Origin of the sequence: Candidatus Uabimicrobium helgolandensis, assembly GCF_041508025.1 — a bacterium.
GTDB lineage: Bacteria > Planctomycetota > Uabimicrobiia > Uabimicrobiales > Uabimicrobiaceae > Uabimicrobium > Uabimicrobium helgolandensis.
In genome coordinates this window covers 490,073-514,768 of sequence record NZ_CP165719.1, presented here as the reverse complement: position 1 = coordinate 514,768, position 24,696 = coordinate 490,073, and the positions used below count along the sequence as shown (strand labels likewise).

20 protein-coding genes are annotated in these 24,696 nt (G+C 35.5%); 7 read left to right on the top strand and 13 right to left on the bottom strand.

Going from position 1 to position 24,696, the window contains the following annotated elements; all coding sequences use genetic code 11:
• Positions 1–116 precede the first annotated feature (116 nt).
• The 7 genes from UABHE_RS01805 to UABHE_RS01775 form a co-directional block, all read right to left on the bottom strand.
• Positions 117–1,742 carry a hypothetical protein gene (locus UABHE_RS01805; RefSeq protein ID WP_372368460.1) on the bottom strand — a complete coding sequence of 542 codons (1,626 nt, stop codon included), beginning with the start codon at positions 1,740–1,742 and terminating at the stop codon, positions 117–119.
• Entirely contained in the window at positions 1,739–3,202 is a 1,464-nt protein-coding gene (locus UABHE_RS01800; RefSeq protein WP_372368459.1) for an anti-sigma factor, read from the bottom strand. Before UABHE_RS01800 ends, UABHE_RS01805 begins: the two co-directional genes overlap by 4 nt.
• Positions 3,192–3,722, bottom strand: a complete 531-nt coding sequence (locus UABHE_RS01795) for an RNA polymerase sigma factor (RefSeq protein WP_372368458.1) — start codon at positions 3,720–3,722, stop codon at positions 3,192–3,194. Before UABHE_RS01795 ends, UABHE_RS01800 begins: the two co-directional genes overlap by 11 nt.
• Before the next feature lie 203 nt (positions 3,723–3,925).
• Positions 3,926–4,564, bottom strand: a complete 639-nt coding sequence (locus UABHE_RS01790) for a CatA-like O-acetyltransferase (protein WP_372368457.1) — start codon at positions 4,562–4,564, stop codon at positions 3,926–3,928.
• Positions 4,565–4,593: 29 nt separating this feature from the next.
• Entirely contained in the window at positions 4,594–6,717 is a 2,124-nt protein-coding gene (locus tag UABHE_RS01785) for a molybdopterin oxidoreductase family protein (protein WP_372368456.1), read from the bottom strand.
• A 183-nt stretch (positions 6,718–6,900) separates the two neighbouring features.
• Positions 6,901–8,391: a serine/threonine-protein kinase gene (locus tag UABHE_RS01780; RefSeq protein WP_372368455.1), complete on the bottom strand. Its 1,491-nt coding sequence runs from the start codon at positions 8,389–8,391 to the stop codon at positions 6,901–6,903.
• A gap of 115 nt (positions 8,392–8,506) precedes the next feature.
• Positions 8,507–9,889: a S1C family serine protease gene (locus UABHE_RS01775; RefSeq protein ID WP_372368454.1), complete on the bottom strand. Its 1,383-nt coding sequence runs from the start codon at positions 9,887–9,889 to the stop codon at positions 8,507–8,509.
• Between the two features lie 334 nt (positions 9,890–10,223).
• On the opposite strand from UABHE_RS01775, the gene UABHE_RS01770 reads away from it, so the two are divergent.
• Positions 10,224–12,740, top strand: a complete 2,517-nt coding sequence (locus UABHE_RS01770) for a TIM-barrel domain-containing protein (RefSeq protein ID WP_372368453.1) — start codon at positions 10,224–10,226, stop codon at positions 12,738–12,740.
• 335 nt (positions 12,741–13,075) lie between these two features.
• Positions 13,076–13,621, top strand: coding sequence for a hypothetical protein (locus tag UABHE_RS01765; RefSeq protein ID WP_372368452.1), 546 nt, complete (start codon positions 13,076–13,078; stop codon positions 13,619–13,621).
• Positions 13,622–13,688: 67 nt separating this feature from the next.
• On the opposite strand, the gene UABHE_RS01760 is transcribed toward UABHE_RS01765, so the two are convergent.
• The 6 genes from UABHE_RS01760 to UABHE_RS01735 all read right to left on the bottom strand — a co-directional run bounded on the left by UABHE_RS01760 (position 13,689) and on the right by UABHE_RS01735 (position 18,672).
• Positions 13,689–15,074, bottom strand: coding sequence for a M17 family metallopeptidase (locus UABHE_RS01760; RefSeq protein ID WP_372368451.1), 1,386 nt, complete (start codon positions 15,072–15,074; stop codon positions 13,689–13,691).
• A gap of 67 nt (positions 15,075–15,141) precedes the next feature.
• Positions 15,142–15,561 carry a Fe-S cluster assembly sulfur transfer protein SufU gene (gene sufU / locus UABHE_RS01755; RefSeq protein WP_372368450.1) on the bottom strand — a complete coding sequence of 140 codons (420 nt, stop codon included), beginning with the start codon at positions 15,559–15,561 and terminating at the stop codon, positions 15,142–15,144.
• Positions 15,551–16,771: a cysteine desulfurase gene (locus tag UABHE_RS01750; protein ID WP_372368449.1), complete on the bottom strand. Its 1,221-nt coding sequence runs from the start codon at positions 16,769–16,771 to the stop codon at positions 15,551–15,553. Before UABHE_RS01750 ends, sufU begins: the two co-directional genes overlap by 11 nt.
• A gap of 126 nt (positions 16,772–16,897) precedes the next feature.
• Positions 16,898–17,191 carry a hypothetical protein gene (locus UABHE_RS01745; protein ID WP_372368448.1) on the bottom strand — a complete coding sequence of 98 codons (294 nt, stop codon included), beginning with the start codon at positions 17,189–17,191 and terminating at the stop codon, positions 16,898–16,900.
• Positions 17,192–17,194: 3 nt separating this feature from the next.
• Complete coding sequence (gene hpnH, locus UABHE_RS01740; protein WP_372368446.1) at positions 17,195–18,262, bottom strand: adenosyl-hopene transferase HpnH; 1,068 nt, start codon at positions 18,260–18,262, stop codon at positions 17,195–17,197.
• A 14-nt stretch (positions 18,263–18,276) separates the two neighbouring features.
• Positions 18,277–18,672 carry an Rrf2 family transcriptional regulator gene (locus UABHE_RS01735; RefSeq protein ID WP_372368444.1) on the bottom strand — a complete coding sequence of 132 codons (396 nt, stop codon included), beginning with the start codon at positions 18,670–18,672 and terminating at the stop codon, positions 18,277–18,279.
• A 366-nt stretch (positions 18,673–19,038) separates the two neighbouring features.
• Between UABHE_RS01735 and UABHE_RS01730 the strand changes: the two genes are divergently transcribed.
• From UABHE_RS01730 to UABHE_RS01710, 5 genes are all read left to right on the top strand, one after another.
• Complete coding sequence (locus UABHE_RS01730; RefSeq protein WP_372368443.1) at positions 19,039–19,869, top strand: serine/threonine-protein kinase; 831 nt, start codon at positions 19,039–19,041, stop codon at positions 19,867–19,869.
• Between the two features lie 62 nt (positions 19,870–19,931).
• Positions 19,932–21,962, top strand: a complete 2,031-nt coding sequence (locus UABHE_RS01725; RefSeq protein WP_372368441.1) for a trypsin-like peptidase domain-containing protein — start codon at positions 19,932–19,934, stop codon at positions 21,960–21,962.
• A complete protein-coding gene (locus UABHE_RS01720) occupies positions 21,959–22,747 on the top strand; it encodes a MotA/TolQ/ExbB proton channel family protein (RefSeq protein WP_372368440.1) in 789 nt (262 codons plus the stop codon). Before UABHE_RS01725 ends, UABHE_RS01720 begins: the two co-directional genes overlap by 4 nt.
• Positions 22,744–24,186, top strand: coding sequence for a VWA domain-containing protein (locus tag UABHE_RS01715; RefSeq protein ID WP_372368439.1), 1,443 nt, complete (start codon positions 22,744–22,746; stop codon positions 24,184–24,186). The genes UABHE_RS01720 and UABHE_RS01715 overlap by 4 nt, the downstream gene beginning before the upstream one ends.
• Positions 24,187–24,428: 242 nt before the next feature.
• Positions 24,429–24,680, top strand: coding sequence for a sigma factor-like helix-turn-helix DNA-binding protein (locus UABHE_RS01710; RefSeq protein WP_372368437.1), 252 nt, complete (start codon positions 24,429–24,431; stop codon positions 24,678–24,680).
• Positions 24,681–24,696: the final 16 nt, after the last annotated feature.

The following is a 24,696-nucleotide window of genomic DNA, read 5'->3' as shown; positions in this document are numbered from 1 at the left end:
ACCACCAAATAAAAAAGAGGACGAATATTTCCGTCCTCAATATTTATATAAATTTGATAAATTATAAAGGTCCTGTCATTAATACCATTTAGTTAATGGCTAATTTATTCCTTAAATTATTCTATAGATAATGTGAAAACAGTAACAATGTCTTCGGAAACAAACTTTTTTATAATCCATTCGCGGTTTGTAGCCAAGTATAACTTCTGTTGAGTATCGCTACTTAAAATAACAGGTGAATGTATTGGGCCATGTGGCGTTTTTCTTAAAGGAATAGGTAATAACAACTTAGAATTTTTAATATCAATATCACAAAAAATTTCGTTTGTTATATCATTTCGCTCGGCCAAAACGGAAAATTCAAGCCCGTGCCTCATTGTGCTAACAATAGGATCTCCTATTGATGCCCTTGTTGCCACTTCTACATCATAATCATATACTATATTAAAGACTTGATAATTAAAATTTCGAGACCTTTGAGAATTAACTCCACTAAGATGTAGATAATCAGAGGCATATTCGCTGAAAAACAATTGCTTTTCCTTTTTGATATAGTTAGTCTTTTGTACTAGCTCACTATATTTGTTTTTTGGTACTTTATACTTACAAACGCGAATACTGTAATAATTACTCCACATATCCTCAAGTTCTTTTAATTTAGCGCTCATGTCTGTTTTGGAGACATTGGTAATAAATCTTCCAAACACCAGATCATCTTTTAACAAGTACTTACCAAATCGATCATTAATATCTTCATCATCTGCTTCTTCAAATAAAACCCCCTTACTTTTATTTTCCTCAAATAAGACACCCACTGCTCCATAGTCAGGCGATGGACTTTCGTTATTCTCGTAATCAAAAGGATAAGAAAGATAATATAATAAGCCACCATCATAGAGTTTCATTGTAAAATCTTGTTGTTTTTTCAATGATAGCGTTGCGTAAATAGCATAAACATTACCATTTGCTGTATAATATGTGAGCAAAGATCTTTTTCCCACAGCAACTCTGAAACTGCCATAAGATCCTTCATGTCTATAACGAGGAAGGTCTATTCCTGGTACACTTTTTGTGGCTTGAGTATCTATTCCGTCTAAATCGAGTTGGCTAACACCACCAAAGAGATGAATATGTTTATTATCAAAAGAAACAAAAGGCACCACTTCTAAACTAAAGCCTTCTTTCAACATATTAATTACTGGATCAGAACACTCACTGCCTTCTGCTACTTCCACATCATAGTCAGAAATAAAAGTATGCGTTGTTGAGAGAGAAACTGTCTGTTTTTGACCACAATTAAGCGTTACAAATTGTTCATGTACAACCTCACTATTTTTAAAATCGGGGAATTCTTTAACAGGAACGCGCACTACTTGCAAATCCATAGAAATAGATCTCAAAAACCGCATTTTAATTTGCTCAAAAAGCACCTGCAATTCGCGATGAACACCTTTTGTTTGAACAACATGCAAAAATTTATCGTCAATATCAATAAGCGACTCAGATTTACTCCACGTTTTTGGTGCCACAAAACGACGAATAAAATCAAGTATGGTATTATCGTATTCACCTTCTTCTTGTAAAATAACACCTTCTTCTTGTAAAATAACACCTTCAGCTTCATCTTGAGGATTTGGTAATTTTATTGCCTCTCTAATAATACTAGCGTTATACTTTTTATACACATAATCTTCACTGTAAACGCTTGACAAAACTATTATCGCAAAAATAATTGCTCTCATATTTCGCTCCTTTTTAACCAATTTATCCATAAATATTCGTTTGTGCCAAAATCTTCATTCGTTAGTTTTTCTAAAATAACACTTGCAGATTTTCTTAAGCGAGAACTCCGTAACATTACAACTAAATAAGGAATAATTTTTTTCTTTGGCATATGAAGTAGTGCCTTTGTTGCAATCAAACTAAGTCCTTTTTTATATGCAACATTTACAATAGGCTCGATCATTTCTGGTGAAACATTATTTCCTATCGCTTTCAAAAATTCATTGTGCAAATGTCCATGTTGCAAACCTCTGATCATGAATCGATTAACGCGAGGACTATCTTTTGTAGTTGCAAGAACAGACAGAGCTAACGAACGATATTTTTTATACGGCACTAAATTCATAAAAAAATCAACGTTTTGTGCGCTTTTAAACTTAGATAAACTGTTAACTATCTTAGAAAAATTACGCGTTCTAGCTGTCATTTCAAGTAGAACGCCAGCTGTTCGATCATCGAAAATCTGTGTTGACAATTCAATTCCGACAGGATCATCTTGTCTGATCTTTTCATGAATTAAATCAATACTAAATGGCCGCAAACAATGCAGTGCTCGAACAGCATCTCCTCTTATTTGGTAACGATTCATGCAAGTAAATAGTACTCTTGCTGCTTTAATACTACTTCTCTTGCCCAAAGCTCTTATTGCTTCTTTGTTGCCTGATAAAGCAGATCTTTTGAGCATCATGAGACTGTAATATCCACGTAAATCTCCCAAAACACGCCACATAACAGCTTTATTTAATGTAGCAAAATAACGATATGCATCTCGCTCCGATTCTTTTATTAACGATAGAGCCAAGAGATAAAAATTATCGTGATCTAAGGCCTTTACAACTATCGGCAAAGATCGTTTTTTGTCTGTTTGCCATAAATGATACAAAGAAAGATGTTTTTCTCTACCACGCGCATATAGTTGCTCTAAATTGTTAAATGAATCGGACATTTTTCGTAAAGTTAGTAACTTTAAAACGAATTTTTCTACTTTAAGAAATCGCTCATCGCGTAAAAAGTAACGTTTATCAACTGTGCCCAACTCTTTTTCTTTTAGTAATATAACTCGTTGTGCTTGTTGATCATTTGCTAAAGCTAAATCATAGATTTTGTAATCATCTTGATAAAAAATGTTTAAAAAATACATGCCTAAAATAGTCAATAGTAAAGCTGCAGCGGTGACATAGCGATAAATAGGAAAACGCTTCTTAAAGACAAATTCGTTTGAATAATTCTTCCAATATTTTTCACCTGGATCACCAAAAGATATCTCAGAAAACAAGGCTTCCTGTTTTTGTAAATCTTTCCACCTACTCGCGCAATTTTCGCAGCTCTTTAAGTGCAAATCGAGTAACCTACTCTTTTTTCTAGATAACTCACTATCTAATTTTGATGACATATAGTTTTTTGCTTGGTTACATTTCATCGTTTGTCCGTTCCATTAAATCGCGAAGCTTATTACGGGCATAGCTAACATGCGCTTTTGCGGCGCTATTAGAAATCCCCATAATCTGAGAGATTTCTTTATAACTAAGCCCTTCAAAGCATCGTAATACTAAAGCAACTTTTTGTTTTTTAGGCAACTGAGCAATTGCACATTTCATTGCTTTTTCCATTTCATTATCATCTTCTTCTTGTCTATCTATTGCTAAAGAATTCAGATCAACATCACTCACAACTTTCAACATAGGACGACGTATTATGCTACGATAGTAGTTACTTGCTATTCTATACAACCAAGGAACAAAACTCGATTCCTCTTTTAAGGTATGTAATTTATTATAAGCGCGTAAAAAAGTTTCCTGCGATATATCTTCTGCTTTTTGGTGATCTTGAGATAACTTTAAAGCAAAAAAATATATACGTTTTTTATGACGCTCAACAATAGCATTGAACACACGAGTGTTTCCCTGTTTAAATTGTAAAATAAGTTGCGTATCATTCATTCTTGCCATCTTAATAAGAGAAAAGAAAATCTTAAAGCTGTACTTATATAGATGCAGGGATTAAATAAAGGTTAAAAACTTTTTGAAAAAAATTTAGGTGTGCTATCAATTAGAAAAACAATTACCGTAAGGGGGCTACGCTTATGATCTAATTGACAATAAATCCTTGATGATAGAGGGAAGGTAAAAAAATCTCAACACAGTTAAAATTCAAGTATTTCTTTACTATTATCTAAAAAATACTGAAACTTGTCCAAAAACTGCGCCACGTGAAAACCATCCATTAAAGCATGGTTCACTTCAATTGAGATTGGCATATTTACTTTGTCATTTTGCTCTTCGCACTTACCAAAAACTATTCGCGGCACAGAATCTGTTCTTGGCATACGATGAGCATGGGACAAACTTCGAAAGTGGATCCACGGCAAAACAGAGTAATAAACTAAATCATCTCGATCTTCGTTAGTGTCAAAAGGCATTGTTTCCAACTTGGAACTCACTTTTTGCATTTGCTGGTGGAATGCAGAAAATCCTTCTGTATGTTTTAAATAGCAGAAATTTATACTACCATCATTTTTCATCATTATCCATCCTGCATCAATTCTATCATACACAACAACATTATTACCTTGTATTCGATAACGCATTTCAGGGGTTTCATTAACAGCTTTTTGCGATAAGTATAAATAAGCATGAGACAGTGAAATCTTGTTTGCTTTTGTGTATACGATTAAATTTTTTATATCTAAGGTTGTGCAAATATTAAAAAATGGATTTTCATACTCCTTGAAAAAGAAATACTGATCTTTTCTAGCCCAATTTTCAATGTCTAAGTACTTCATTCTCTCTCCCTAATACCAATAAATTTTTGTTATTCAATTTTTTGCAGATGAATCTCTACCGGCACACCATTCAAAGCGGCATTACCACTAAGCTCGTCAAGATATTCGTCATCAGTAAGATCGTTAACACTCACTCCAGCATGCTGTTGTGCTGTTTTCATTTTAACCCCAACGCGACCATGCCCCCAGCCATGAGGAATACTCACTACCCCAGGCATAATATCATCATAAATTTCGGCTTCAATTTCTATTTCCCCAACCCGTGAAGTAACTTTAACATTACTTCCATTTTGTATACTTAACGCTGATGCGTCACTACTATGTATCCACATAGTGCATCTATTTGGACCTTTAACTAGGCGCCTGCAGTTATGCATCCAAGAATTATTGCTACGTAAATTGCGTCTTCCTATAAGTACAAACCTATGTTTTTCTACTTGGCTTAGTTTTGTTGCTGCCCGCTGTAAATCCTGTTTAAAAACTAAGGGAACAAGATCTACTTTTTTATCTTTTGTTGTTAAGCGCTGCGGAAGACATGGTTTCAAGGCTCCAAGATCAATACCATGCACTGATTTTCTTATTTTTCTTAGCGTCAAGCCGCCAAACAATTTACCATAAGGACCAAGACGAAATCCTAAAGCAATTAAGTTTAGAGGAGTCACGATAGCATATAATAATCGCCAAAAAAAAGATCGTAGTTTGTTATTCTCCAATCGAACATGCAATTCGCGAAAAATTTGCCAGTCATGTCGCATATCTTTAGGGCGAGAGAACAGAGCAGGAGAATATTTCACAAAATTGCGAACAGCAAGAGCCAAAAATATAAAATCATAATGGTCGTGCTCTAAAGTGTGGGTTGGAGGTAAAATAATATTTGAGTGGCGTGTTGTTTCGTTGATGTAAAAATCAACAGCAACCACATAGTCAAGACTACTTATTGCCTCATTTAGTTTATTACCATTTGGCGTTGATAATACAGGATTTCCTGCCACAGTTATCAATGCTTTAATTTGACCTTCTCCAGGAGTTAACATTTCATCAGCCATTGTAGCAACAGGAGTCTCACCATTAAACTCTGGTAAGTTATGCACGCGACTTTTCCAAGAAGCAAATTGCCCATCTCCTGACTTTTGAGTAAGCCCTACAATATCAAGTGCAGGTTTACTAAACATTGCCCCGCCTGCGCGATCAAAATTTCCAGATACAATATTCAACAAAGTAATTAGCCACTGCGTGACTGTTCCAAATTCTTGAATAGACACCCCTAGTCTTCCATAACAAACCGCCGATTTTGCTTCGCAAAAATCTTTGGTAAGCTCGTAAATCTTCTGAGAAGGTATACCTGTAACCTTTTCTACTTTCTCAGGAGAATACTCAACAAACAACTCAAAAAGCTCGTTTTTATTTTTATAATACGAAGGTAACGAATCACAACAATCCCAATTTTTGGTAAATATCACATTTAACATCGCTAACAATAAAAAAACATCACTGCCAGGCTTAATGAAGCAGTGCCTATCGGCAAGTTTTGCAGTGCGCGTATAAATAGGATCGACAACAGTTACCTTACCTCCGCGCTTTTGAATATCCTTAATACGTTTAGATATATTTGGAGCAGACATCAGGCTACCGTTAGATACCGCAGGATTTGCTCCAATGATTAGAAAAAAATCACTACGATCTACGTCTGGCACTGGAAGAAGCATAGCATTGCCAAACATTTTAAGACCAACCAAATGATGTGGTATTTGATCAACAGTTGAAGCAGAGTAACGATTTTTTGTTTGTAAATTTTTCGCTAAAAGCAATCCAAAAATAGATCCATAATTATGTACAACAGGATTACCTAAATACAACGCAACAGCATCTTTGCCATGATCTTTCTGAATCTGCTTCAAATTTTTAGCGACATCATCAAACGCTTCTTTCCAAGATATTTTTTCCCACCCCTCAGATGTACGTTTCATCGGTTGGCGCAATCGATCACAATCTTCGTATACATCTTGAAGTGCAACCGCTTTAGGGCAAATATAACCTTTACTAAAAGGGTCTTGTTTATCACCGCGAATACTACAAATTTTGTTATTTTGCGTATGAATTTCTATTCCACACATTGCTTCACAAAGATTACAAGTACGATAGTGGATTGTCATATATTTTCCTGTTCTAAGTGATCTGATAAAAGTAGTTACCTGCTCAATGCATGGCTTTTATTTTCTAGTGCGGCGCAACAAGGATGCCAGCTGTAGCTGCGTAACGAAGGAGTAACAAAGCTAAAAATTAAAAGAACAAAATGCCAATGGGTAAATATTTTCGGTGGTTACTTATTATAATTTTTAGAGAAGGTTACCACATAATTTCCACGAATTACCTTTCGCAGTTAAAGTATCCATGGCAATAGTTTCGTTATTTGCGGTTTTAATTTTAGCAATATGCCCATTTTCAACAAGTACTTTTGCAGAAAGTACGTCATTAAAAATTTCAATCGCAAATGTCCAGTATTTTCCTTGTGCCAAACTCAAAACGAGATTAATGTCTATTTGAGTTGCATCTGGAAGTGCTTTTGTTGTTAGTAACTGATTCAAATTCTCCGTAAAATCTTCATAAGACACAGTTCTACTATCTTCATTTAATTTCTCCGGTATGTTTTTCATCAGTAGCAACAAATAGTTTTCTTTATGAGAATTTGCCATGATAGAGCAAAACTCTATTGTTTTGTGTTCTAAGTAATCGCAGTCTAAAACAACAACAGCTTTGCGTTTTTTGAGATATAAATTTAGTTCAGCAATACTTCCCATAAAGTGCACGCGAGAAAAATGATAAAAAGTTTTACGTATATGATCAATAGGCCATTCACCGAGAATAACAATATCAGTATCTTCTTCTAGGTCAAGTTGGTGCAACATTGTTTCTGTAAAAACTCTTAGCTTTTGCGATATTTTCATTTTTTTATTACTAACGTAATTTTTTACATCAGTATAAATAACATTAGCATCTTGTTTTGTTGCAAATTTAGCAGGCTTCATTTCTAACAAAGAGCGAATATCAACCATTAAGTCTCCATAAGACTGATAGCGTTTATCAGGGTCTTTTTGCAACATCTTACTTAAAATAATACTGCTTGTATAACCAACAGAATTATTGTGCATAGCAGGAGGTTTAATTAACGACTCTTCGTGTTTTTGTTGTATATCCTCAGGGCTTTGGCCTACAAACACATACTTCCCTGTAAGAATGTAGTATACAGTGTTACCTAAGGAGTATATGTCTGAGCGAAAATCACCACCATCTCCATGATATTTTTCAGGACTAATATAACCTGGTGTTCCTAAAATAACCTCACTCTCACGTTTATGAGCAAGAACCTCTGAAATACCAAAATCGGTTAGTTTAATAAAGTCGTTACGCGTCATTAGAATATTTTCAGGTTTTATATCGTTATGAACAATTCCTTCTTGTAATGCAACCTGAAGCCCCTGGCAAATTTGCAAAGCAATTGTCCAGGCCTGCATCTCAGGTAAAACGCTACGCTCGATTTCTTGTTTTAATGAACCCTTTTGAACATATTCAATAGCAATATAATGAAAATCATCTTCCTGGCCAACATCATAAATACTGACTATATTTGGATGCTGTAAAGTTGCCAAAATTTTAGCTTCTCCCAACGGTTTAGCAGAATCCAATACAAGTGTGGGGTGAGATTTAGGGGTAATTTTTAAAGCCACTAAGCGGCCCAGAGGTTGTTGTCTAGCCAAATAAACATCTCCTGTTCCACCTTTTCCCAATAGTTTTATAATTTCGAAACCTTTAAAATTTTTACCGATCATATTGCTACCCTGAAAATAATGTTTTAGTAAATAACCTGCGATTTTCTATCAAAGTTAGGAGCCTGTTACAAAGTTATTTTATAACAAGCTATAAGTTTTCACTTAGAATCTATTCTTAAATATCAATTAAGTCTAAAGAACGGTCCCCATTAATATGATAATTTTGCACTATGCGTTTATTTGCTTGTGAAACTTGTTTTGCGTCACATATAATAATTCGACCACCCGATGTTTTAACAGTAATAGTATCTTTCGCGTTAGTCATAATCGTTACAAAATCTATCATATTCTTTGGTCTAGTATCATTCACGAATGCAACTACTTCGTTAGATATATTCTGATAACCCACATTTACTTCATCTGAAAGTACCTGTGCAAGAATAACAACTTCTTGTCTTTCTTCTGTACGCACACCAGAATAAAAAAGATCTAAAAACTCTACCGGAGCTTTATCCCACCATTTATTCCAAGTTGCAATATAATCCAAACAAAGTTTTTGAAAAACAAGACCACCATAAATAAAATAAGTCGGATTATTATCATAGCTCCAAAAAGGAATAAGTGGTGCACATTCTTTTAAAACTACGTTTACATCCAGATAATTTCCTTGTCGAATAACCTTTAAGGAAATTTCATCATCAACAAAGTGGTCGCCCATCACAACTTCATACATGGTGCGATATTGATCGCGATATTTAATCGTACCATTATTAGCTATTTTATATCCATCAATTTCAACAAGCACATCTTCAGGCATTAATGTTTTCCAAGCAGAACCACCATACTGAACAGTTGTTAGTAAAATACCGCTATCTGTTGATGATAACTTTTTATAAGAACGCAACATAGGATTTTCCATATTTTGTGTCCTTATACCAAGATGTGGAACTTTTACGATAGAAACATCTTGTGATTTCTTGATAAATCGATGAATAAGATTCGAAGGTACCAGTTCCCCTATATTTTCAGCCGCTTTTAAAGTTTGAAAGGCAATACCAATTACTTTATCTTCTTTAAAGACAGGTCCTCCGCTATTTCCTTCATTAATGGCAGCATCAACTGTTACGGCCAATAAATGTCGCCTTGAATGGCTATAGCGCTGAACCTCGATACGAGAAACAACGCCCTCTGTCACAGATATTTCGCGCCCACCAATAGGGTATCCAACAACAGTAACACGATCTTGCAACGAAGGTAAATCTCCTATTTCAGCGATGCAAATACCTTCCATAAAATTAGGCTCTTTTACTTCGAGAATAGCCAAATCGGAATCGTGACAAATACTCAAAATTTGAGCAGTAAATTTATTTGGATCAGAAGCTTTTTGAACTTGCAAAAAAGTCGAATTAGCAACGACATGAGCACCTGTAAGAATTTTACCAGACCCAACAACAACCCCCGACCCAGTACCACTTGATGGCGTGTCAGACTGCCAAGGATTGTCATAATCGACTTCTAGAGTAGTTGCAAATATACGAATAACAGAAGAGTACAGCATAGTTTGTTGTTCCTATTTCGAGTATAAACACATTTAACGCGAGCGCTGCTATTTATATTGATCTTTATAAAATGGAGTGAGCACTCTCACCCCATAACTAAACACTATTCACCAAAATTATCAAGTAGTTTGTCGCAAACATAAAAAATTTTTCCTCCAACCTATAAATTATGTTATCATAAACTATGTAGAGTCACCTTCTTTGATTATCTTAAACTACAGAGCATACCGACATATTTAGACAAGAGTAAGTCACTCTCAAAACTTTTTATCCTCACTAGATGTACCATCCAGCTTTATATAATGTCAGAGTTTTATTTAGAAAGAGACTATTATGCGTTATATATTTATATTTTTGTTCTTGCTACTTCCTTTATTAGCAACAGACGTTGACATCAATGACAACAACAATGAGTTAATTATTCAAACTTCGTCCATAAAAATTTCTATTGCCAAAAATCCTTGGCATTTACGTGTAGCAAATAGTAATGGTGACACTCTCGCAGAAGAAGGAGACATACGCAAAGGCGGATCTCTACCTGAACCTCCTGATACGCCTTTAGGTTACTATAGCGACGAACACACTTTTGGTCCCTTAGTATATAGAGTATATCGCGATAAGCGCATTGAAGCTTTAGGGACTAATATCAATGAAGGAGAGGCCTTCCACGTTCAAAATATTATTAATTGGCAAAGCGTGGAGAACGGCATTGAAATTAACTGTACTACATCGGAAGTTGATGACCCTAGTATTGTTTCTATGAAAGTACTCATCACTTTTACTTCCGATAACATTTTTCAATTTAAAGCAACACTATCTAAAACCAAAGCAGTATGGAATTTTAGTGAAACCTTCACTTCACACGAAAATGAGCATTATTTTGGTCTAGGTGAGCATTTTAATGCTTCCGATTCTAAAGGCTATGTAAGAGGAATGCAACCAGAGTACGCTCCAGGAAGTAAATCCGAGCACAGTAAAACTCACTTACTCGTTCCTTTTTACATCAGTAATAAAGGCTACGGTGTGTTTGCACCAATTAGACGCCGCGGGTACTTTGATATGGGCGCTTCATTTGCTGACTTAGCGCGCTTCACTTTTGATACCAATACTCTTGAATTCTATTTCATTGCAAATCAAGATCCTAAAAAAACCATGACCTCTTACATGCAAATAGTGGGAATGCCGCCTCTCTATCCTAAGTGGGTGTTTGCTCCTCATCAGTGGCGTAATGTTCACAACCATGAGGATGAAGTGTATGAGGACATGGAAAAAATGCGTGGCTTTGATATTCCAGGAAGTGTTATTTGGATTGATAACCCTTGGCAAACAGAATACAACAATTTCAAATTCAATAAAGAACAGTTTCCAAAAATTCAAAACTTAATTAAAAACATGCGTAGCAAAGGTTACAGAGCTGCCTTGTGGTCAAGTGAATTCTTGAATAGCGAAGCAAGCGAATTTGGCGAAGCAATGGCAAATGGTTATCTTCTGGGCATGGACAAACATCAGACTCCTTTTGTTATGCCTTGGGCAAATGGCTGGGGAGCTCCAGTAAACTTCGTCAATCCCGAAGCGCGCAAATGGTGGCAGAAAAAAATAGATGAATGCATGTCAATGGGTGTTTCTGGCTGGAAACTAGATTATGGTGAAATAGAAGATGGTATTACCGCGTCATCTCTTGGAATCCGTTTTTATAACGGCACAAAAAGAATGGTAGATGTAGGAGAATACAGGCTTAATTATCACCGTACTTTCAATGAAATGCTAAAGAAGTATAACAGTGATGGTTTTCTTATATGCCGCACAGGAGCTTTTGGTGACCAAGTCAATGCCCCTTGTATTTGGCCTGGTGATTTAGACAACGACTTTAGCTTTAACGGCAAAGGTGTTGTTGGTGGTTTACCAGCAGGTATTGTCGGTGGAATTAGCACAAGTATGTCAGGGTTTCCATATTATGGTCCTGATATTGGAGGATTCCGCAAAGGAACACCAACCAAAAACTCTTTAATTCGCTGGGCGCAGTTTGGAGCATTCTCACCAGTAATGCAACTTGGTGGTGGCGGAAATCACTTACCATGGGACTTCAAACAATTTGATCGCGAAACTTTAGATATTTACAAGAAATACGCGCGCTTGCACATGGATTTATTTCCTTACCTTTATACCTATGCAAAAATTGCTAGTGAAAAAGGTCTTCCAATTATGCGTCCGTTATTTTTAGAATATCCTAACGACGAAGAAGCATGCAAGGCTCGTTTTCAGTATTTATTCGGTGAAAACTTCCTTGTAGCGCCTATATATCAAGACAATACTGATCGAGAAGTGTATTTACCTGAAGGAGTTTGGGTTGATTACTGGACTGGAAAAAAACATAACGGACCAGCAAAAATTCACGTCCACGCTCCTCTTGATACTCTCCCACTTTTTGTAAAAGATGGCAGTCTAATTCCAATGGCTGATCCAACACTTGATACTCTTACAACCGCAACAGAACCAGGAATTGTTACTTGGGAACAAAAGCGCGATCACTTAGTTGTTATGGCTTTTCCAAAACAAAACTCTGAATTTACTCTTTATGATGGCACTGTTATACGCAGTACAATGCAAGACAAATCATCTATTGATTTTCAAGCGCAAAGTACTGAATCTAGACGCTATACTTGGATAGTACGTCTATCGCAAAAAAATGCCATCAAACAAATAGACAATAACGCACTAGTTTTACCTCAATTTACAGATAAAGAATCATTTGCAAAAGCTACACAAGGTTGGTTTATGGAGAAGAATACTCTTAAAGTAAAAGTAGCTCCTACGAAGGGTAAATCTCAAGTACGTGTTACTTTTAAGTAAAGAGCTCACATTCTATATTTAAATTAACGCGAATACTCATAAACAGTAATAATCGTTGTTGTGTTAATTAGTACAACAACGATTACAATCAAAATAATTTTGCAAAGTACTAGAGAAAGAGCCTGTTACAAAATTATTATCTTCAACTAGGGAATGTCATCAATTAGATATTAATAACTATCATAGCGGTAGTTGTGACCCTGAGCTACAATCACAATTACGATAAGAGTCACAGTCACAAATTTTTAGTATAATGTTTTAATTGATGACATTCCTTTAATTTTATACAGGCTCTAACTACAATTTTTTTGATAATTATTTTTGTTGGAAATAAAATGGAACTTGAAGACTTTAAAAAAGAATTAAATCAACAAGATGCTACCGGCATCATAATTTTGCAGTTAGCTTTAACAATGGGGGTTGTGTTTTTTAGCGCAGTAATATTTTTATTATTTTTTACCCAAAAGCAAGAACCTGCAAACCCTGAAAGTGCAGAACTAATCAATCTGCTATCTATCATCACAGGTATACTTGCGTTCTCTTCAATCATGTTTTTTATAATGATACCTAAATTACGCTATAAAAATGATACACTCAAAGGTATTTTTGAAAGTAATAAACCTGTACAAAGTTTTATGGCTCAATTTAGAGCAACAAGGATTTTGCAAATAGTTATTCTTGAGGGAGGAGCACTTCTTGGAGGTGTGACTTGTCTGTTGGCTGTTTTCAATGGAGTCATGGGCAATAATAGTATTTATTGGGCTAATTTAACGCCCGCTGTGATAATGGTCATAATTTCACTAGCTAATCTTCCTACAAAAACACATCTATACAATCAATTCAAATACTTGCAAGATAACTATTCTCTAGTAAAAAGATAGTTACTTTTAAAAATAGTTAGCAGTAAAAATCCAGGTTATACCTGGATTTTTTAGTAGATATCTAAACCTAAAGAGCTTCTAGAACTTTAAGTAGTAATTTTACTGGTTCACCAGAAGCACCTCTTGCTAAATTTTCATCAGGTACTGTTGTCATACGCGGAGCAATATCTAAATGCACCCACGGACAGTCATTTTCAATGAAGTAACTTAGAAAACATGCTGCAGTTATCGGACTTCCATAACGAGGATTTGACGTCGTTGGAATGTTGGCTATGTCAGAGTAATTTCCTTTAAGCTCTTTTTTATACTCATCCCATAATGGTAATCGCCACACATACTCCCCAGTTTTTTCACCTAAATCGCGAAATATTTTTTCCAGTTTATCATCATTAGTAAAAAGTGCTGTGGCTCTCAAACCTAGAGCGACTCTTGCTCCGCCAGTCAAAGTTGCAGCATCAATAATACATTTAGGCTTATAGTATTTCTGAGCATATGTTAAACCATCTGCTAAAATCAAACGTCCTTCTGCATCGGTATTGAGAATTTCAATGGTTGTTCCTGACATGCTTGTAATGATGTCATTTGGGCGATAATTTGTCATAGAAATCAAGTTTTCTACCGACGGAATAATTGCAACAATGTTTTTCTTTAATTTCATTCTTTCCGCAAGCGCTATCGCGTGGATCATAGCAGCACCACCCGCCATATCCATATGCATTTCAATAAGAGCAGGTGTTGGCTTTAAACATAAACCTCCGGAGTCGAAAGTTACCGCTTTTCCTACAAGAGCAACTGGTGCTTCTTTTCCACCACCGTTATACTCAAGTACCATTAACTGCGGATGTTGTTCTGAACCACTCGCAACTTCAAGTATGCCACCCATTTTTTGTTTAGCAATTTCTTTTTTCCCAAGAACTTTTACTTTTATCTTAGTTCCTTTAAATTTTTCTACAACTTGAGCAGCCATTGAATCTGGACGCAAAAAATTACTTGGGGTATTGACCATAACCCTACATGCGTTAACTTCTTCACCGATAATGGTTCCACTTTTAACTCCGTCGCGCATCGCTTTTGTGATGCTACTACTCACTAAGTGAACCTCTTTGACAAAATTCCAGCCAGACTTTGGTGGTGTACGATGTTCTACAAATTCAAAATTCGCCATGTGTAGATTTGAAGTAACTATCTCTAACAGTTCTAGAGGCTGCATTTTGAGATGATTAAATTTTAAATCATCTAACTCAATTGCTATTTTTTTAAAATTGTACTCGCGAGCACTTTTTATTATTTTACGTACGATGACAAAGAATTGACGACGGTTTATTTTATTTTTGCCAATACCAATTTTAAGTGTTGAAACATTGTTGTTTTTTTCTAAGTAAGAGTGTTCTTCTTTGGTTAAAGAAACAGCAATCACACTTTTTTCTATCGTTTTTTTTAACTTTACTTCCATATAAATTCTCTAAATAAAGGTTATGTAAAATTTAAAATAGCGCCTAGGATGTATCTATAGATATGTCCTATATTTTTTGTAAAATTTCCCGCAAGGCACTCCAAGCAAGACAAGCGCACTTCACTCTGAGAGGAAACTGCTTTACTCCCTCAAATATCTCTAGATCTTCTAAATCTATATTAACTTCACCTTTTCCAGTAATAAAGTAACGAAAATTATCTGCAATATTCATAATTTCTGTTATGCTCTTACCCTGGATCATTTCGGTCATCATTGAAGCAGAGGCCTGACTAAGAACACACCCTTGCCCATGAAATTTAACCTGTTCTATTTTGCCGTTATCAACGATAATTTCAAGGTCTATCTCATCTCCACAAGATGGATTATTTACATGAACAGTGTAATCAGCTTTGTCAAGCTTTCCGAAATTTCGAGGATCACTATAATGATCCATAACTATTTCTTGATATAATTCTCTAAGAGACACGCTGAAATATCTCCTTAACTTTCTCTAAACCGTAAACCAATCGGTCAATTTCATCTAGCGTATTGTAAAAATAAAAGCTCACGCGAGCAGTTGCTGGAACCGAAAATTTCTTCATCAGTGGCTGCGTACAGTGGTGACCTGCGCGAACAGCTATTCCTTCGTAGTCGAGAATAGTTGCAATATCATGAGGGTGAGCTTTATCCATAACAAAAGAAATCACTCCTGCACGATTTTCCGCATTGCCAATAAAACGCACATCTAAAGCACTTAACTTTTTTAACGCTACTTCGACCATTTGTTCTTCATGTGCTAATATATTACTCAAGCCTATTTGTAAAAGATAATCGACTGCTGCTCCCAGTCCAACTACTTGAGCAATATTCATTGTTCCAGCTTCAAATTTATTTGGAAGAGAAGCATATGTGGAATACTCGAGGTAAACTTCATCTATCATATCACCTCCACCTAAGAAAGGAGGCATACTGTCTAGTATTTCTTCTTTGCCCCACAAAACTCCAACTCCTGTCGGTCCACACATCTTATGACCTGAAAAAGCATAAAAATCGCACCCTAAATCCTGTACGTTTACTTCCATATGTGGAACAGCTTGCGCCCCATCAATTAAGACCTTAGCGCCGACATTGTGAGCAGCTTCTGCAATTTTTTTTATGGGATTTATTGTTCCAAGTGTGTTTGAAACATGTGTCAGGCCCACTAACTTCACGTTTTGAAGCAGTTCATCTAAGTTATCTAAGCACAAAACACCATTCTCATCTACTTTCAAAAAACGCAGCTCAACCCCTATACGTTTTTGTAAAAAATGCCACGGAACGATATTACTATGATGCTCCATTTCGCTTAACAGAATCACATCATTTTCTTTTAGATTTTCTTGGGCCCACGAAGAGGCAACCAAATTAATGGCAGCAGTAGTTCCACTAGTAAAAATAACTTCGTGATTATGAGTAGCTCCAATAAACCGAGCTACTTTTTCTCGTGCTAGATCATAAGCTTCTGTTGCTCGAGCACTTAACCTATACAGACCGCGATGAACATTTGCATTGTAGTTATAATAATAATCCTTCATCGCCTCAACAACAAACTTTGGTTTCTGTGAAGTTGCAGCATTATCTAAGTAAACCAGAGGTTTACCATTAATCTCTTGATGCAAAATGGGAAACTCTTCCCTTATTTTCATGCTATCAATCATATTGTTTCTTTCAAATCCAAGTTCAGGAGTTTGTCCCTATAGAAAGATAAAGGTAGTGCAGAATCTCCGCACTACCTCTATACTTTATTCCATGTATAATGTATTTTTATTTACATAGCAACCATATTATTTATTTTGCTCTTCGGCCTTTTTTGCAACCCAAGCTTCCCAGCTTTTCCCTTCCGCAGTGTCTTTACCTGTTACTTCTATTTTTACAACACTTGCAATTGGTATTTCTTGCTTGTCCCCAACAGATGGATAAAAGTGAAAGTGGTCACCAACTACATCAAAAACATAACCCTCTGTCGAAGAATTGTCATCGAGAAAGAGTGTAACATCTCCTCGGTAATCAACAATTTCAGTTAGAGAGCTACTAATAAAGTCGCTTTTTTCAACGACTAATCCTTGTTTGACATCCACAGGTTACTTACCTCCACTGGCACTTGGTACTTTTTGGCTTTTTGGTTTAGGAATTCGAGGTCCTAACAACGTTGCACGAACAGTTCCTAAAAAGCCACCCAGTGTTCCAAATGTATGATCAACTGCAGTTGCTTCATGACCACTATGCACCATACAATTCGCACATTCAGGGTTATCACTTTTTTGTCCGTATTCATCCCATTTTGTTTCATCTATCAACTGTTTGAAGGTTTTTGTGTACCCTTTTTGTAACAGATAACATGGTTTTTGCCAACCAAAAATATTATATGTTGGATTTCCCCATGGAGTGCATTCGTAATGTCTATGGCCTGCTAAGAATTCTAAAAACAAAGGCGAGTGATTAAACGTCCAGCCTTTTTTCATTCCATAAAATATTTCTTGGAATAGTTTGTAAGTTTCTTCTCTTTCAAGAAAGCTTTCTTGGTCTGGTGCTTTTGAATAACTATATCCAGGAGATAACATCATTCCCTCTACACCAAGCTTTGTCATTTCATCAAAGAACAGTCTTGTTCTTTCAGGTTTTGCTCCTAAAAAGAGCGTAGTATTTGTTGTTACTCGAAAACCTTTGTCTAGCGCTACTTTTATACCAGCAATAGCCTTTTTGTAAATACCATCACGGCAAACTGCTTCATCATGCTCTTCTTCCAAACCATCCATGTGAATCGAAAAAGTAAGATATTTACTAGGCTTATATTCTTCTATTTTCTTTTCTAATAAAATAGCATTTGTACACAAATAAATATACTTTTTTCGTTTAACAAGCTCTTCCACAATTTGTGGCATCTCTGGGTGTAAAAGAGGTTCTCCTCCAGGAATGCTCACAATAGGTGCACCGCATTCTTCAACGGCTTTAACACAGTCTTCAGTAGAGAGTTGTCTTTTTAAGATGTGCCCTGGGTACTGAATTTTTCCACATCCAGCACAACTTAAATTACAGCGAAATAATGGTTCCAACATCAACACCAACGGGTAATGTTTGTTTCTTTTGATAAATTTTTGTTTGAAGACATATGACGAGACTGTCCACATTTGCGAAATAGGTATACCCATACTTCACCTTTCTTTCATTTTACAAGATCCACGAGAGTAATGTCACTAAAGAATTCGCAAAGTTTCTCTTGTACATTAGCAAGAGGACCTTGAATATTACACACGCCTGCTTGAGGACAATGGCGTTTTCCCAATACACAATCAACTATTTGTATTGGGCCATCAATTACTTCTATGACATCTTTCATATTAATTTCTGCAGGACTGCGCACTAATTTGTACCCACCTTTTGCTCCTTGAATACTCTGGATAAACCGCGCTTTAGCAAGTCCTTGTAGAATTTTTGCCATAATTTCAGTGGGAATGCCAAACTTTTTAGAAATTTCTTTTGATTTACATAAAGAGTCTTGTGAGTGTAGATATTTTAAGGCTATAATCCCATATTCTACTTTGCGAGAGATTTTTAGCATTTGCGTTCTTTCAAAATACGACTTATAAAGTCGTAATTGTAAAAAAAATTTTTTATATGTCAAGCTAATTTTTTTATGTAAAGCAAACTATTGTAATCAGTGTCCTGATCGCACACTATTACCATAGCCCATTATATCTTTATTTGCAAAAATATGGCTATAAATTTCATCTTTATTCTAAATTGATTACAGCCACAATGACTACTACAAATAGGGTTACAACAAAATACATGCTCACAATCTAATTTGCGATAACTTCTAACTATGCACAAACGAAATTGCCTAATGATAGAGAGCATGTTATAATTTTAAGTAGCGGAAACCTTGCTATTGTTTATTTCGTTCAGTATATCAAGAGAGTAAACCATGTCTTATATTGTTTCAGGATATAAAATAGAAAAGCCCATTAAAAGCGGTGGGTTTGCAGAAGTGTATTATGCTCTACGCATAAAAGATAAAAAGTATCTTGCCATCAAGGTTCTAAACGAAGCTGGTTGTAAAAATTCACGGATACGTAAATTATTTCAACGCGAAGCTAAATTAGTAGAATCTTTAAAACATCCAAACATTATCAAGTTGGATTGCGTAATAAAAGAGTCGAAACGCCCAGCGATAGCTTTAGAATATTTTGAAAGTGAAACGCTCAAAGCTTGGATTCTAAATAAAAATCCATTGTCAATGAAAAGAGGAGTAAAATCCTTTATTCAAATGGCAAAAGCTTTACATTATTTACACGAAAACAACATTATCCACAAAGATGTTAAACCTGAAAACATATTAGTAAATAAAGACGGCGAAGCGCGCTTAATTGACTTTTCTATAGCAGAGAAAACCAACTTTTTTTCTAAGTTACTTCCTAAAAAACGCGAAGGAACACCTTTATATATGTCTCCAGAGCAAGTACGTAAAGAAAATCTTGATCCTAGGTGCGATATTTATTCCTTAGGAGCAACTTTCTTTGAAGTTTTTGCTGGCACACCTCATATCCAAGGTAAAAATGAGAAAGCCATTCTGCAAAAACAAATGAAAGGAAGTATTCCCAAAATACGCCAATTTAATAAAAGTATTCCACACAAGTTAGAAATTATTATTCTGCGTATGTTAGAGAAAGATAAAGATAAACGCTACAAAACCATGAGGGAAGTGCTATACGAAGTCGGTAAATTTGCCGATGAAAGCTATGAAATTTCGCCGTAACAAACTACTTTAGATATTCTTGAGCTGAGCACATGCTAATTTCATAATGAAAGAGGAAACAGATGGACGAACCGCAAGAGGATGTTATCTTTGACAAAGAAGAGCTCAATAACCAACAAAACGAAAACGAAAACGAAGAAAGTTCCAACGAAGATGATCTTGGTTTACAATCATCAATGGAATTACATGGAGTAGTTATTGCTGAGTTTAATTTACTCAGCTTGGACTCACCTAGCGCAGCTCCCAAAATTTGCGAAATTATTACAACTAAACCATATTTTCTCATTGGTAGAAGTGTACAATGTGATTACCGCATTACTTATAAAGATAAGTATGTTGCAGAAGAACAGGCTTCAATTGCCTACTCCATAGAAGATGAGAGCTATGTTATCAGGTGCCTAGCAAAAGATAACCCTATTTTTATTGACAGTAAAAAAGTAGCAAATGACAGCAAATTACACTCTGGTAGTGTTATTAAATTAGGTGTTGCTACAAACGCTCCTAAAATACGTTTTTATATCGAAGGACAAGAAGAAGTTCACAAAGTTCATAAGCGCTTGTCTGACATTGTAGACTCTTTGCAGCGAGGTAAAGAATATGTTCTTGGTGGTAATGAACAACACAATATTCATATTGAAGATCCTTCAATTTCCGGCGCAATTGTTCGTATAGAAGTTCCTATAGAAGGCAATCACATTGTCCTTAATAAAGATGACAGTTGCGATGTATCGGTAAGTATTGATGGTAGCGAAGTTCATAAAAACGAAAATAGAATTTTAAGTTATCAAAAATGTCTACAAGTGGGAAATTCATTTACATTGTTACATGACGTAAATAAATTTCATGTTCCACGTAGTGCACAAAAATGCTTAATGTCTGATTTTATACCATCACCAGAAAGAGGAAATGTCTATACAATAGGTAAGAATGACGAAGCAACATTCATTATTGACGACCCAAATGCACCATTTTTACTAGCAGAAATTGAAGTGCCTTTAGAAGGTGACTATTTTTCTATTCGTAAGATAGGTGGTTTAGACATTACAATATCTATAGATGGAAAAATTGTAGAAACAGATCCTCGCAATGGCAGTCGTTTTGGTGTTAACCAGATACTCAGTGTAGGAGACTACTGGGAAATTCGCAATAATCACCGTTCATTACCTGCCTTAAAAAAATCTTTAGGGATGAAAGCTCTTTTAACAGGCTTTATAACAACACTAGTTATAACAATCGTTATTCTTGGGACAGTATTCGCCATCAAAAAATACTCTCCTTCATTACAAAATATAATTAATCCTCCCAATACAATGCAACTATATCAAAAGAATATTTACTACATAGCTACTTTTGATAAAAATAGTAACCAATCTATTGCATCGGGAACCGGTTTTCTCATTACTCAAAAAGATGCCCAAGAAAAAAATATCTACTACATTGTAACGTGCAAACATGTTATAGAGTCATGGAAGTTCGAAAAACATCAACAAAAAGATGGCAAAGTACTCGATGAAAAAGGCATTTTAGTAGGAGAACAGTACATAGCTCTTTGGCCTTATAATAGCCAGGTCCTAGATCCAGAACACTCAACCTACGTTTTAGAAAATAGTTTCAATAATTTTCCAGGAGACAAGGGGATTGGTTCTCTAAAAATTCACAAAGTTGCAGAAGATGAATATGAAAAAATAGATGATTATCAAATGCATAAAAAAAATAGCAATGGTGATCTAGCTATTCTTAAAATAGTCCTTAACGATAAAGATAAAGACTACAACTATAATGAGTGGCATATTGTCGAAAAACCACAACTAAATGTTGGCGAAGAGGTAATTGTTTTAGGATATTCGTTGGGCGGAGGAAGGCTACTGAATAAAAACGGAGTTGCAAAGCCAGTTGTTTGCGAAGGTAGGGTTTCTAGTGAGTCCCAAGCACCTGACTTTGTCGAATTAGATGTTAATCAAACCAACGGCTCATCGGGCGGCCCAATTATTGATAAAAAAGGGAATATTGTAGGTATTGTGTCTTTTTCCGACGGGAAAAAGAACTTGGTATACGGAATTCATGGCAAAATACTTGAGGAATTAATGCGGTGAGTACAAAAAAAACTTTTCTTGTTCCCAATACGTCAGCTTGCTTTTTTATGGGATTAATCAGCGGTGTGTTTTTTTATGCAGTACTTTTTTTCTCTGATAAATTCTTAAATGTATCTCTGGGAAGAATGTTAGGTCCCATAAACGATCATGCATTTGTAATGTTTATCTATGCATCTTTATATATTTTATTTTTTTGGGGTGTAATTAGTATTATTAACAAAAATATATTAATTAACTCTGAGAGAAACGCTTTAACAACTTTAGAGAAGAACTTAGACAGTTGCCGGATCATTAGTCAAAGAAGCGAAGTCGACAATTTACGCAATAGAATTCTTCATAGTGGTAGTCAAGCGCAAAAAATACGTAATTCGATGGTGGTGCAAACGCTACTTTTTCTCGTTGATCATTGTCTTGTTACAGAAACATCAAAAAAAGTTTTAGGGATATTCACAAAAAGACTAGATACACTAGAAAAACACATCGAGTCGTCTTACAACATCTTACGCTATATTGCGTGGGCAATCCCATCTCTAGGGTTTATAGGTACTGTTATGGGAATTGGAGCTGCTCTTTCGAATGTTGATTTTATCGCTCAAGACATTACTTTGGTAACAAAGCCTCTAGGAACAGCTTTTGATACTACCTTAATTGCTTTAGTAGAAAGCATGGTCCTCATGTACTTTTTATATAGTACACAACGCAAAGAAGAAGACTTACTTAACTCTGTTGATTTGTTTTGCCAAGAAAAATTTATTATTAACCTAAGTCTAGGCGAGAAAAAATGAAAAAACAACGAGAAATAAGCGTATTTAGTATTTCATTTATTGATGTTTTTTGCTGTGCTTTAGGTGCAATGATTTTAATTTTTGTGATTAACAGTCAACATTTAAATAATACTGTTAAAAGTTCTGTTGAAAAATACAGGCAAAAAGCGGCTGAAGCAAAACAAGAGCGCAATCTCGCAAGAAAATCTCGCGAAGAAGCTCAAAAAGCCCGAGATTTGGCAAATCAAACGCGCGACATTGCGGAATCTGCAGAAAAAGACGCTTTGCGTAGCAAATATTTAGCAGAAAAAGCCAGCAAAGAGGCTTTAGAAAAAGCTCATGCAGCGCAACAAGCAATACAACAGGCGAAAACAGCGCAAAATCAAGCTCAAGTAGCTACGCAAAAATTACGTAAAACCCAAATCCGCAGTGAAATTGTAAACCAAGACTTGCAAAAGAAAAATCAATTATTAAAAGAAAAAAATCAAGCCTTAGAAGCGATAACTCAACAAAAAGAGATTAGTAATAAAGAATTGCAAAATCTAATGGCTCAGTACAAGAAACTTCAACAATTGTACGATGTTTCACAAAAAGCCCGCAAAGAATTGAGAGAAAATGCCACAGAAGTGGCTTCGCAAAACAAATCGCTTCAAGAAAGAGTGTCTGACTCGCGACAACAAAAACAAATAGCGCAGCAACAATTAGACGAAATAAACAGCGCCTCGCAAAAAATAGCCGATCAAAATAAAACTCTCATAAGTCGTTTAGAGTCAAAAGAGCAACAATTAAAAGACATCGAAGCGCAAATAAAACAGCGTGAACAAGAAATTGAACAAAAAGAAGATGCAATAGAAACACTTGAAGAAACACTAAAGAAAAAGGGCGACAAATCACTTTTTGGTATCAAATTAAAATACAAGCGTATTGTTTTTCTTCTCGATAAATCGGGAAGCATTATTTCTAATCACTGGAAAAAAGTAATCATTGATACTTGTGAAGAAGTTTTACAGCATTGTGAAGTAGACGAATTCGCAGTTGTTGCTTTTTCTTCTAATATGAAATTTTATCCCAAGAGTAAAGGCCTAATGGCAGCAGGAGATGAACAAAACAAAAACAATGCTGTACATTGGCTCAAAAGAAAATTGCGTTTTGGTGGGTCTACTTATGTGCATGAGGCATTAAGAATAGCTTACGAAGATTACGGAAACCTCGATGCAATTTTTTTGCTAACAGACGGATTGCCTTATGCTCCCAAACAATCATCTTCTGACTTACAAAAACAAATTCTCGACTATATACGAAAAAAACAAGGTTCAGGTAGTAAAACTCGTATTATCACAATTGCCATAGGTTATCCACCAACAGAAGATGGCAAAAAAGAAAAAACGCAGTATGCTGATATTTATAAATATCTACATACACTCTCTGAATTAACGAATGGACAATACGTCGGACGATAAAAATTCCAACATTTTTTTTTTTTTTACGTCTGAGTATGTAGGGCGTGTCCCTATTTAGATTTCTGCAAAATTCGAGTTATTTTAAGCAGTAGCAAGGCTTTGAAAGTGAATAGTTCTACTATGCGCTTGAAAAGTAACAAAGCTAGTGTTTCAAAGTACCGAATTATGGGATATATGAATAGGAACACGCCCTATGTTAACAACAGAATTAGTCCATGTAATTAAATTAGGAGAATAACAAAATGTCTGCTGAACTATACGATTTTCAAGAAAAAATAGCTAAAATACCAACGCGTGAAAAAAAAGCATTCGTGTTACACGATGTATTAGGCTATAAATACAAGGAAATAGCAGAAATCATGGACATTAAAGTAAATTCTGTTGGGGTCTACATCCACCGAGCAAGAACAGTATTTTTTGAAGAAAGCGACGAAAGTAGTCGCTGCCGGTCGCGTTGGCGCGTAGTTACATCCCAAAGGCTTAGGGCTGCTTAAAAAATGAAAATAGAGC